A 12,561-nucleotide genomic window follows, 5' to 3' on the forward strand; every position below is an offset into this window, starting at 1 on the left:
CAGAGATGTAAGTGCAGCAATGCATTCAGTTGACTGGTACTAATGGTCCGATAGGCTTGATTTGATCCAGTAAAAGCTAGGCTTTTATCTGGACATCAGCATACATCACATAAGATGACTTGACTTGGAATTTTGATAGGCTTTTTTTGGTTTGGTGGTCATAGCACAAGCGAAACACCCGGCTCCATTCCGAACCCGGCCGTTAAGCGCTGTTGCGCCGATGGTACTGCATCCTAAGGTGTGGGAGAGTAGGTCACCGCCAAACCTAATAAAGCCTATCATGGAAACGCCGCGAGGCGACTAGATATCTCTCTTACGAATGTCTCATAAATAATAAGCACCCCTCGAGGGTGCTTTTTACGTAAAAAAACATAACAAAATTAAAACAATATATATGCGATGAGACCGATTAGGGTTGTAAGCCGCTGACGCTCTACGCGTTGCAGCGACACCCCTTTCACTAAAAAGGGATATCGCCGCAGTTGGTGTATTCTGCGCCAGTGAGATTTACGCTCAGCTCTCAGCTGCTTCAATCTTATCTTGGGTCATCGTGTCAAAATCGGAGGCATCGTGACGATTGCGCAGCTGGCTTGAGAGCTCGCCCATAGCGCGGTTGACCATTCGCCCTCGCTGTACTGGCTCTCTCGCATCGATTGCTTCGGCCCAACGCAGGACGTTTTTGTAGGAGGCGACATCAAGAAATTCGGCAGCGTTATATTGGCGGCCTAGGACGAGCTGACCGTACCAAGCCCAGTTGGCCATATCGGCGATTGTATAGTCGGAGCCCGAGAGGAATTCGTTTTCGGCTAAGCGACGGTCAAGCACATCGAGCTGGCGTTTGACCTCCATCGCGAAACGGTTGATGGGGTATTCCCACTTTTCGGGCGCATAGGCATAGAAGTGGCCGAAACCGCCGCCGAGATAGGGTGCGCTGCCCATTTGCCAAAAGAGCCAGTTGAGCATTTCGCCGCGCGCAGTGGCGTCTTTGGGGATAAAGGCTCCAAACTTTTCGGCGAGTTGCAGCATGATGCTGGCACTTTCAAACATGCGGCGGGGCGGCGTGACAGAGTGATCCATCAGCGCGGGGATCTTTGAGTTCGGATTGATTTCAACGAAGCCAGAGCTAAATTGATCGCCTTCGCCGATGTTGATTAGCCAGGCATCATATTCTGCTTCAGTGTGGCCAGCAGCAAGGAGCTCCTCCAAAAGGACCGTCACCTTGACGCCGTTGGGCGTGGCAAGAGAGTAAAGCTGCAAAGGGTGTTTACCCACGGGAAGCTCTTTGTCATGAGTTGCACCGGCGATGGGACGGTTGATCGAAGCGAAGGTTCCTCCACTTTCTTTCTCCCATGTCCAGACTTTGGGGGGGATGTACGTGTCGCTCATGTCATTTGTCCTGTTTTGGATACCGTTCTTTGAACGTAGTCCAAAATTCTCGGGATAACAGGGCCAAAAGTGCAGGGAGCTTGTGCGCTGACGCAGGTGTGATTTTCTGAAAAGCCGAAGCGGGGAAACGCGTTTTGGAAAAACAAAAGATGCCCCATTGCGCGCAGGGGGCGGATACGTGTTGTCTTGCGATGAGAGATATAGGAGACGACACATGAGTGAGCGGGCGAAAGTTGTTGTGATCGGTGGCGGGATTGCAGGCTGCTCGACACTATATCATCTCACGCTGGAGGGGGTCACGGATGTGATCTTGCTTGAGCGTGACGAGCTTACTAGCGGGACCACGTGGCACTCGGCGGCACAGGTCACTAACTTTGGCATGAACCAGACCATGGTGGGCCTCAAGTCACACTCGATTGCGATCTATAAAGAGCTGTCTGAAGATCCAGAGTATCCAATCAACTACCACCATGCTGACGGCGGTATCAGGCTTGCAGAGACCGAGGCGCAAATGGAGGCGTATCGCCACTTTGCCTCTATGGCGCGGGGAATGGGTGTTGAATTTGAGGTGATTGATGCTGCCGAATGTGCGCGGCGGCATCCACTTCTGGAGACCGATGGGCTTGTTGGTGGGCTTTGGGACCCGCTGGATGGAGATATTGACCCAGCCCAGCTCTGCCAGGCGCTGGCGAGACGGGCACGTAACGCGGGAGCTCGGGTGATCCGTCACCGCCCCGTGACAGGGCTGACGCAGCGCTCGGATGACAGCTGGATTGTGCGCACAGAGGCGGGCGATATAGAGGCTGAAATCATCGTCAATGCAGGTGGCTACCGCTGCAACGAGATCGGCGCGATGATGGGGGCGATCCTGCCTGTCGCCAGCATGGAGCATCAGTATTTCCTGACCGAGCCGATCAAGGCCATAGAGGAGGCGGGCCACCGGATGCCGCTTATTCGCTGCCCGATCAGCGACTATTACTCGCGTCAGGAAAAGAACGGTCTGCTGATCGGATTTTACGAGCAGGACTGCAAGACGTGGGGCATGGACGGGATTGACCCGAACTTTACCAACGCACTTTGCCCTGATGATCCTGAGCGGGTGATTGAGACATTTGAGGGTGCGATGGCGCGTATGCCTGCGATTGGAGAGGTGGGAATTCACACGATCGTCAACGGGCCGATCACCTATACGATTGATGGCGCGCCGCTTGTCGGGCCGATCCCGAACAAGCGCAATGCGTTTTGTATTACGGGGTTGCGCGCGGGGCTTGGTGAAGGCGGCGGGCATGGCTGGCTTTTGGCGCAGATGATTGCGCATGGCGAGGCATGCTACGACACCTGGTGCATTGATCCGCGCCGCTTTACGGGGCACGCCAGCGTCGAGCTGACGGCGTTGAAGGCGATTGAAGATTATCAGAACGAATTCCGCTTTCATTATCCGCATGAGCACAGGCCAGCGGGACGGCCTATGAAAACCACGCCTTTGACGCCGGTGCTCGCGGCAGAGGGCGGCCACTTTGGCCTCGTCAACGGCTGGGAGCGGCTCGAATACATCAAGCCGACTCCTGAATTTGAGGAAGAGCACAGCTTTCGCTTTACCAATGCTGAAGAGGTGATCGGCGCTGAGGTGCGGGCGGTGCAGAGCGGCGTTGGGCTGACCGAAGTGAGCGGGTTCAACCGTTTTGAGATCACTGGCTCTGGTGCGCATGATTTCCTTGATCGTATGACATGTGGACGCTTGCAGCGCCGCGAGGGACGTGTGGGGCTGAGTTACTTGCTTAACCATCAAGGGATGGTGAAAGGCGAGGCCACGATTGCCAATCTGCCGAACGGGCGGGTCTGGTTTGGCTCGGCTGCGGCGGCTGAGTATCACGATATGGACTGGCTCATGCAGCATAGAGGGGCAGATGAGGATGTGCAGATCCGCTCGCTGACAAACGATATGACGATCCTTGTGATCGCAGGGCCGAAAGCGCGCGATGTGCTCTCGAGTGCAGCGCGCGGCGACTGGTCAGACGAGGCCTTCAAGTGGCTGGCCGTGCGCGAGGCGCATGTGGGAATCGCGCCTGCTGTTGTGATGCGGGTGAGCTTCTCGGGCGAGCTGGCTTATGAAATCCATGTGCCTAACCAAAGCCTGATGGCAGCCTACACGGCGCTGCGCAACGCGGGCGAAGCGCATGGTATGAGCTTCTTTGGCAGCCGAGCTGTCGAGGCGATGCGCCTTGAGATGGGCTTTATGCACTGGAAATCAGAACTGATCACTGAATTTGGCCCTTATGAGACGGGGCTTGAGCGCTTTGTGTCGATGGATAAGGCATTCATCGGTAAAGAAGCGCTGATCGCGCATGAGCCAAAGGTGCAACTTGTGAGCCTTACGCTTGAGACCAAAGAGGCGCCCGCACATGGCGGCGCGTCTGTTATGCTGGACGGGCGGGTTGTTGGAACCGTTACGACTGGTGCTTGGGGCCACCGTGTGGGCGCCAATATTGCGCTCGCTTTTGTGGAACGCGGCTTGGACCAAGAGGGCCAAAGCCTGAGTGTCGATGTCTTGGGCAAGGTTGTACAGGCCACAGTTGCGCCGATGCGCCGGCTTGAGGGGGCGCATTAACCGCGCGCTCAAAAAAGAGCCCCCGAAGCCGAAGCTACGGGGGCAATTGTCTTTTTCGTGTCAGAGAAGCTCTGAGATCGAGGGGATGGATTACATCCCGTTCTCGCGCTGGAGTTTCTTGCGCGCCAGCTTGCGCTGACGGCGGATAGCTTCAGCTTTCTCGCGTGCTTTTTTCTCGGACGGTTTCTCGAAATGCTGCTTGAGCTTCATTTCGCGAAAAACACCCTCACGCTGTAGCTTTTTCTTCAGGGCACGAAGCGCCTGATCGACGTTATTGTCGCGAACACTAACCTGCATGTGGTTTTCACCACCTTTCTAGTTTGAAGTTGCAAGGATTTGCAGGAAGGTGGCGTATAGCAAAGCCCTATGGTTTTGTCTAGTGTGGGGGGAGGAGGCGAATATGGCTGATTTGAAAGACAAATTGCTCGATGCAGCGCTTGCTCATGTGCCGTTTGACGGCTGGAGTGAGGCGAGTTTTGAGGCGGCTGTTGCCGAGTCGGAGCTTGAGCCCGCGCTCGCCCATGGGCTTTGCCCGCGAGGGGCGGTGGACCTTGCTGTGGCTTACCACAAGCGCGGTGATGAGCGGATGCTCACGCGGCTGGCGCAGGCTGATCTGGAGGAGATGCGCTATTCCGCGCGCGTGGCGGTGGCTGTGCGCTACCGCCTTGAGGCGGTGGAAGACAAGGAGCTGGTGCGCCGTGGGGCGACGCTTTTTGCGTTGCCGAGTTTTGCACCCGAAGGCGCGCGGCTCATTTGGGAGACTTGTGACGCCATCTGGGAGGCGCTTGGCGACACTTCGGAGGATCTCAACTGGTACACCAAGCGCGCGACGCTCTCGGGGGTGTATTCTTCGGCCGTGCTGTACTGGCTTGGAGATACGAGCGAGGGGCACGAGGCGACATGGGCTTTTCTTGAGCGGCGCATTGGCGATGTTATGAAGATCGAAAAAGCCAAGCACGCTTTGGGGCAGAACAAGCTTTTTGGCGACATTTTGGGCCGTGTCACAGCTGCGGTGCGTGCGCCCAGGTCCATGATGGATATGCCAGGTGCGGTAAAGAAATAAGGAACAGACGATGCGTGCTATAGAAATAACCGAGGCGGGTGCGCCTGAGGTGTTGAAGCTGGCCGAGCGCGCGCGTCCTGTGCCGCGCCATGGCGAAATCCTGATCAAAGTGGCTTATTCCGGGGTAAACCGTCCTGATGCGCTGCAACGTGCAGGGGCCTATGCGCCGCCCAAGGGCGCGAGCGATCTGCCGGGGCTCGAAGCAAGCGGCGAAGTGGCCGCGATTGGCGCAGGCGTAAGTGAATGGGCCGTGGGCGACAAGGTCTGTGCGCTGCTTCCGGGCGGCGGCTATGCAGAATATGTTACGACACCTGCCGCCCATGCCCTGCCTGTGCCAAAAGGCATGAGCCTCAAGGAAGCAGCCTGTTTGCCAGAGACGTTTTTCACCGTCTGGACCAATGTGTTTCAGCGCGGTGGCCTCAAAGCAGGCGAGCGTTTTTTGGTGCATGGCGGCTCCTCAGGGATTGGCACAACCGCGATCCAGCTTGCCTCCGCCTTTGGTGCGCGGGTGTTCACAACGGTGGGAAATGAAGACAAGGCGAATGCCTGCCGTGCGTTAGGCGCTGAGCGGGTGATGAATTATCGGAACGAAGATTTTGTCGAGGTGCTCAAGGCCGAGGGCGGCGCAAACCTGATCCTTGATATGGTGGGGGGCGAATATATCCCGCGCAACATCCGCGCCTTGGCCGATGATGGCCGTTTGGTGCAGATTGCTTTTCTGACGGGGCCTAAAGTCGAGCTGAACTTCGCCCAGATCATGGCGCGGCGCCTGACACTCACAGGCAGCACATTGCGCCCGCAGTCCGAGCTTGCCAAAGCAAAGATCGCGGATGAGCTGCGTGAGCAAGTCTGGCCCCTGCTTGACATGGGGCGCGTTGCTCCAGTGATGGATCAGGAATTTGCGCTTGAAGATGCCGCCAAGGCCCATGCCCGTATGGAAGGCAGCACGCATATCGGAAAGATTGTGCTGAAGGTGGCCTAGGGTTTCCTCTTTCTAACAATATTTTGGGGAGAGCATGAGAGGGGCAAAGCCCCTCTCGCCACCGCGTTGCAGCGAAGCCGCAGCGCAATACCTTCTCAGTTCACGGGCTCAAACACCGCATCACTCAATGAACAATCCTGTGAAACATCGCGCCCGCAGGGGACGGGGGACAAGTCTTTGCTCAGACAAATCCGCGCTTCCTGAATATGGCCTGCGCGGCATGTGATGGTGATCATGTCGCGGCTCAGGGATGGGTTGGTCTTGAGAAATGCGTCTTCGACAACGGATGCGGGGAGCGTTATCGTTTTGTTGAGTTTGCGAAAGACAGGTGGGCGCACGACACTCTCGTAGGCTTTGCGTGAGAGGTCGTAATAGGCGCGCGCAGAGAGGCCAGAGCAGACGCCGTGTTTTTTCCACTGATACCAAGCGAGTCCAGATGTGCCCATGATATCGGCCATAGTGTTTGTCAGGCTGCGTTGGGGCCGAGGCTCAGGTGTTGGGCAGAAAGAGGGCCAGCCGCGGTGATATTGTGGCCAAAGGCCGTGCAGCGCCCAGCCGTGGTCTTCCTTGGTGTCGCATTGAGGGGATCCCTTGGCCGCGCCTTCAAGGGCGCACCAATTGGGCGACCATGAGAGCGCCATGACATAATAGTCAAATTCTCCTGTGCGCTCGCCTTTGGCGGCCGCGGCGCTCGCGAGAAGAAGAAAGCCAACAAAAGCACGCAACAACATTCACTCTTTCCTTATGTTTCATGGGCCAGTATATAGCGCTCAAGTTCCCCGACAACGGTAACCTGAGCCCTTCCAAAGGCTCGCCCCTTCAAGGGCACGGGAAAGTTGTATGGGACGCGTGTTTTTTTGATGGAGGCGAATATGTCTGACAAACCAATTATGGCGAAAGCCACGGCCGTTTGGCTGGTCGACAATACAACAATCAGCTTCAAGCAGATTGCTGACTTTGTTGGCATGCACGAGCTCGAAGTGCAGGGCATTGCCGACGGTGATGTGGCCACAGGCGTTAAGGGTTTTGACCCGATCACCAACAACCAGCTTACGCAGGAAGAGATCGATAAAGCGCAAGAGAGTGTTACGCACAAGCTCAAGCTCAAATTCAACGCCTCGGCCGTGGGCGAGGAAAAGCGCCGTGGGCCGCGCTACACGCCGCTCTCCAAGCGTCAGGACCGTCCGGCTTCTATTCTCTGGTTGGTAAAGTTCCACCCAGAGCTGACAGACGCTCAGGTTTCCAAGCTTGTGGGCACAACCAAGCCAACTATTCAGGCGATCCGCGAGCGCACGCACTGGAATATCGCCAATATTGACCCGATTGACCCTGTTGCTCTTGGTCTGTGCAAGCAGTCCGAGCTCGATGCGGCTGTGCAAAAAGCAGCGGCGAAGAAAGCGGCAAGCGGCGAAGTCATGAACGACGATGAGCGCCGCAAGCTCGTCAGCACCGAGCAGAGCCTTGGTATGGATTCTGAGCCGAGAATGCCCACAGCGATTGAAGGTCTTGAGACATTTACGCTTGGCGGACATGACGACGAGGAAGAAGACAAGCACGACAGCTCGCGTGATGCGGACAGCTTCTTTAACCTTCCAGACGATGATGGCGACGACGAAGACGACAACGACCGCTAAAGCGCCAGCCGTTATGGCAGGCTTCAAACGCTCGCAGCCCTGCTGCGGGCGTTTTTTTGTGGGTGAGCCTCTGCGGCACAAGACGGCCTGCCAAAGCCGGCAATGTCACGTTCTGGCCCCATTTCGCCCGCGCTGAGTATTGGCATAGCCCTTCCAGACGCGTTGAGATGCTATGTTTCGGATATGTATACAACGGACTCTGCGCGACTGTTTCGACATAAGAAACAGTAAAATCTGCATGATAAACAATACCGTAGCCAGCGCAGCCGAGCACAAAATTATCCCATTTCGATCATATCTCTGGCGGGTTCCTAAGGGATAACCGCCCTCAACATGACGTGAAACTGCGTCGATTTTTCTGTTGAGGGTATCGCATGCCAAATGCAAACGAGTTGACGCTGAACACTTCTGCCTCCGCGATGGATATGGCCAATGCCATGTTCGGAAACGGCATAACGATCCAGTCCGCCACCTACACGGGGGCGGCTGATGCATCGGGCACATTCACCGGAGGGCTTTCGACGCTTGGCAGCCTGACACAGTCTGACACAGGGGTGATCCTGTCGACAGGCAATGCGGCAGACTTCACCAACAGCTCAGGCACGACCGATACGAACACCTCGGCCGGGACAACAACCAATCATACTGGTGTTGGTGAAGTGGATGGGGACACGGAGCTCAACGCAGTATCGGGACAGGCGACACAGGATGGCGCATTTTTTGATGCGACATTCATTGCGCAGGGCGATCTGCTGACGATGCAGTTTGTCTTCACCTCCGAAGAGTACCTGAAATACGTCAACGGTGGCGTAAATGATGCGATGGGTATCTGGGTGAACGGGACCTATGTGCCACTCACGCTTGCGGACGGCTCTAGCCAGAACGTGACGATCGACACGATCAACAACAATGTCGCCTCGAACCTCTATGTAGACAACCTTGCCACCTCGGACATTTACAACACGGAAATGGACGGTGGCACGGTCGTGCTTTCGATCGTTGCGCCCGTGAATGCGGGCCCGTCAAACACGATTCGCATCGGTATCGGCGATGGTGGCGACTCGGCATATGACTCCAATCTGCTGATTATGGGCAACTCGATCCAGACGATCTCGATTGCTGAAAGTGACCAGCTTGAGCAGCTTCCGAACGCGACTCAAACCTATGACATCCTCGCCAATGACATCAACATTGACGGCAATGCTCTGACGATCGCCCACATCAACAATGTGGCGGTGAATGTCGGAGATGTGGTCACGTTGCCCTCTGGCGAGCAGATCACGCTCAATCCGGATATGACTGTAACAGTGCTGACCGACAGTGACCTCGGGACCAACCAGTTCACCTATTCCACGGTCGATTCGGCGGGCAACGCCTCGACAGGTCTGGCCACGATCACAACCTCGCTCAACCCGCCCAACTACATTGTTGAAGGCACGGCGGGCGATGATACGATTGATGGCGCATACATTGGCGACCCTCATGGCGACCGTGTTGACAACAATGACCATTCTAACGGCTTGAACGACGACAGCATTGTTGCCGGTGCCGGCAACGACAGCGTGGTTGCGGGCGCGGGGGATGATACTGTCTTTGGTTCGGATGGATCAGACACGATTCTTGGGGGTGTAGGCAACGACACCCTGGACGGCGACGATGGGCAAGCAGGCGCTGCCGCTGACAGCATCGACGGCGGGGCGGGCGATGATCAGATTATTGGTGACTGGGGCGACGACACGCTTGTCGGCGGCACGGGCAATGACACTGTCTATGCGGGTGCAGATGACGACCTTGTTTATGGCAATGATGGAAACGACCAGCTCTTTGGACAGGCGGGCGCGGATTTGCTTTATGGCGGTGCTGGTGCAGATACGCTTTCTGGCGGTGCAGATGCAGACTATCTGAGCGGCGGCAGCGGCGCGGATTCGATCGACGCTGGCACAGGCGATGATGACGTAGACGGCGGCGATGGCAATGACAGCGTCTGGGGCAACACCGGCAATGACAATATTGACGGTGAGGCCGGTGACGACACGCTTATTGGCGGCGATGGCAACGACAGTATCTGGGGCGGCGCGGGCGTTGATGCTCTCTATGGCGGTGCGGGAGATGACTCGATCAGCGGTGGCGCGGGTGCGGATTTCATCTCGCTGAGCAGCGGCGATGACACTGTAAATGCGGGCGATGATGCGGACACCATTGTTGTGGTTGCAGGCGGTTATGCTGACGGCGCGACTGTGACGGTTGACGGCGGCACGAACGGCAACGACTTTGACACGCTCAACCTTGGCAGCTGGGATGCGTTCCGCAACCTGACGCAGACGACAGATGCCGACACGGACAGCACCTCTGGCAGTGTCGAGGTACGGGACGCTGCGGGCAACTGGATCACGGTGAATTTCGCCGAGATCGAAATTCTCAACCTGCCAGCGGTGGACCTGACGCCCAACTATATTGTTGAAGGCACGGCAGCGGGCGAACTTATCAATACCGCCTATGTTGGCGACCCCCAGGGCGATATGATCGACAATTCGGATGCCGCCGATGGGTCTCAGGATGATGTGGTTACGGCGGGTGGTGGTGATGACACCGTCGTCGCCGGCTTCGGAAACGACAGCGTTCTGGGCGAAGCTGGCAACGATGAAATCTATGGCAATGACGGCAATGACACGCTTCTTGGCGGCGCAGGCACAGACGAGATTCACGGTGAGATTGGCGATGATGTGATCGACGGTGGCGCTGGTGTTGATACGATTGACGGCGGGGAAGGCGACGACTTGATCTTCGGCGGCCTCGGCGATGACAGTGTTCTTGGCTCTGATGGCTCGGACATTCTCAATGGTATGGCGGGCAACGATACGCTGTCTGGTGGCGCGGATGATGACATTATCTGGCACGAAACAGGCACGGGGAACGACACCGTTATTGGTGGCGAAACCGGGCTTGATGACGACACCCTGCGCGCCAATGGTCTGACTGTTGATGCAGTGCTTGATTTCACGGCGAACGGAACGGGCGCAGATGCCGAAAGCGGCACACTGACTTCAAGTGGCGGTGCGGATGTTTCGACCTTCAGCGAGATCGAGAGTGTCGAGCTCGGGAGCGGAAACGATAGTGTTATCGGTTCGAGCGGTGATGAAAACGTCTCGACAGGCGCTGGTGCGGATACGGTTGACGGCGGGGCAGGCAATGACAGCTTTGATGTCGGTGCAGGCGATGGAGACGTGGACACTGTTGTGCTGGAAGACGGTGACGGCGACGATACGATCACGGGCTTTCAAGCTCCAACGCCGCTTGGCGGCGGCGCCTTTACACCGCAGGATCAGATTGACGTAAGCGGGCTGACGGACGCGGGCGGCAACCCTGTGAATGTGTTCGACGTGACAGTCACCGACACCAACGGTGACGGCACGGGCGACGCTATTCTCAGCTTCCCCAATGGCGAGAGCATTACGCTGGTTGGCGTCGACCCTGCAGGCATCGACAGCTATAGCGCGCTTGTGGCGCTGGGTATTCCCGGCACAGACGAGATTGTCAGTGGCACGGCAGGCAGCGATGTCATCGGTGCCAGCTATACGGGTGATCCTGACGGCGACATGATCGACGGGTTGGACAACGCGGCTGGAAACAACGACGACTCCGTGGATGCGGGCGCGGGGAATGACTCGGTCTACTCAGGCGCGGGTGATGATACTGTTGATGGTGGCACAGGAGACGACTTGCTCCAAACGGGTCTCGGCGATGACTATATCATCGGTGGGACAGGCAACGACACGATCTATTCGCAAAATGGCCAAGACACTGTCTTTGCAGGCGATGGCGACGATGTGATCGGAGCCTCTATCGGGGAAGACTATGTAGACGGTGGCGCTGGCAACGACTCGATTGATGGCGGTGGCTACTCAGGTGGCGCGGGCGATACGCTCATTGGCGGTGATGGTGACGATAACATCAGTGGCGGTGGCGGTGCAGACGTTATGTCTGGCGATGCTGGAAACGATGTGATCACCGTGAACGAGAACGACACGGCCACGGGTGGCGACGGTGATGACTACTTTGAAGCCTCGCCTAGCTACGAGACGGGCGTCGGCTCGATCAGCATCACTGGCGGCGAAGGGGCCGAGACACTTGGGGATACGCTCGACTTTAACGGGCTTATCGGTTTTGGCGATGTCACATATACCAACACGGACCCTGGCGTTGGCGGCGGCCTGTCGGGCTTTGCAACTCTTGGTGACGGCACGGTTGTTAACTTTGACGAGATCGAAAACGTCATCAGTTGCTTCACCGAAGGCACAAGAATTGCCACGCCGCGTGGTGTCCGAGAGATTGAAGATCTGGAGATCGGCGATCTGGTTGTGACGCGTGATCACGGTTTGCAGCCCATTCGTTGGGTGGGCAAGCGGACTGTGCCTGCGCGGGGTGCTTTGGCTCCGATCCGCTTTGATCCGCATGTGATCGGAAACGAGCGCGCGCTTTATGTTTCGCCGCAGCACAGGATGCTGATGCAGGGGGTCGAAGCTTCGCTGCTCTTTGGTGAGAGTGAAGTGCTGGCGAGCGCCAAACATCTCGTGAACGGGTCTACCGTGACCGAGGTGCATGGTGGAACAGTGACCTATGTTCACATCATGTTTGACCAACACGAGATCATCTATGCCGAAGGGGCAGCAAGCGAGAGCTTCTACCCTGGTGGCACGGGCTTGAACGCTGTGGAGGAAGACGCGCGTGAAGAACTCTTCTCGCTTTTCCCTGAGCTACGCAGCCATGAAGGCGCTTATGGCGATACCGCGCGCCTTTGCCTGAAAGCCCACGAGAGCCGCCTGCTCCGGCTCGGCTGATCTGACTGCCTTATCAGATCAGTGAGAAGGGCCGCCCTGTTGCCTCGGGG

General features: G+C 57.0%; 8 protein-coding genes and 1 rRNA gene. 6 read left to right on the plus strand and 3 right to left on the minus strand.

What is annotated here, in order from left to right:
• Positions 1 to 150: 150 nt before the first annotated feature.
• Positions 151 to 265, plus strand: a 5S ribosomal RNA gene (rrf, locus tag P8O11_RS13300).
• A 248-nt stretch (positions 266 to 513) separates the two neighbouring features.
• Here rrf and yghU read toward each other — a convergent pair.
• Complete coding sequence (gene yghU, locus P8O11_RS13305; RefSeq protein WP_300294902.1) at positions 514 to 1,386, minus strand: glutathione-dependent disulfide-bond oxidoreductase; 873 nt, start codon at positions 1,384 to 1,386, stop codon at positions 514 to 516.
• Positions 1,387 to 1,600: 214 nt separating this feature from the next.
• Between yghU and P8O11_RS13310 the strand changes: the two genes are divergently transcribed.
• On the plus strand, positions 1,601 to 3,994 hold the full coding sequence (locus P8O11_RS13310) for an FAD-dependent oxidoreductase (RefSeq protein ID WP_300294903.1): 2,394 nt from the start codon (positions 1,601 to 1,603) through the stop codon (positions 3,992 to 3,994).
• Between the two features lie 90 nt (positions 3,995 to 4,084).
• On the opposite strand, the gene rpsU is transcribed toward P8O11_RS13310, so the two are convergent.
• Positions 4,085 to 4,291 carry a 30S ribosomal protein S21 gene (gene rpsU / locus P8O11_RS13315; RefSeq protein WP_089892716.1) on the minus strand — a complete coding sequence of 69 codons (207 nt, stop codon included), beginning with the start codon at positions 4,289 to 4,291 and terminating at the stop codon, positions 4,085 to 4,087.
• Positions 4,292 to 4,394: 103 nt separating this feature from the next.
• On the opposite strand from rpsU, the gene P8O11_RS13320 reads away from it, so the two are divergent.
• A complete protein-coding gene (locus P8O11_RS13320) occupies positions 4,395 to 5,057 on the plus strand; it encodes a COQ9 family protein (protein ID WP_300294904.1) in 663 nt (220 codons plus the stop codon).
• Positions 5,058 to 5,067: 10 nt separating this feature from the next.
• Positions 5,068 to 6,039, plus strand: a complete 972-nt coding sequence (locus P8O11_RS13325) for an NAD(P)H-quinone oxidoreductase (protein WP_300294905.1) — start codon at positions 5,068 to 5,070, stop codon at positions 6,037 to 6,039.
• 95 nt (positions 6,040 to 6,134) lie between these two features.
• Here the strand turns inward: P8O11_RS13325 and P8O11_RS13330 are convergent, their stop codons facing one another.
• On the minus strand, positions 6,135 to 6,770 hold the full coding sequence (locus P8O11_RS13330; protein ID WP_300294906.1) for a ribonuclease T2: 636 nt from the start codon (positions 6,768 to 6,770) through the stop codon (positions 6,135 to 6,137).
• A 141-nt stretch (positions 6,771 to 6,911) separates the two neighbouring features.
• On the opposite strand from P8O11_RS13330, the gene P8O11_RS13335 reads away from it, so the two are divergent.
• Both P8O11_RS13335 and P8O11_RS13340 read left to right on the plus strand, forming a co-directional pair.
• Positions 6,912 to 7,673 carry a DUF1013 domain-containing protein gene (locus tag P8O11_RS13335; protein ID WP_300294907.1) on the plus strand — a complete coding sequence of 254 codons (762 nt, stop codon included), beginning with the start codon at positions 6,912 to 6,914 and terminating at the stop codon, positions 7,671 to 7,673.
• Positions 7,674 to 8,047: 374 nt separating this feature from the next.
• On the plus strand, positions 8,048 to 12,511 hold the full coding sequence (locus P8O11_RS13340) for a Hint domain-containing protein (protein ID WP_300294908.1): 4,464 nt from the start codon (positions 8,048 to 8,050) through the stop codon (positions 12,509 to 12,511).
• Positions 12,512 to 12,561 lie beyond the last annotated feature (50 nt).

This window comes from Lentibacter sp. (assembly GCF_029254145.1).
In the GTDB taxonomy this organism is placed as follows: Bacteria; Pseudomonadota; Alphaproteobacteria; order Rhodobacterales; family Rhodobacteraceae; genus Lentibacter.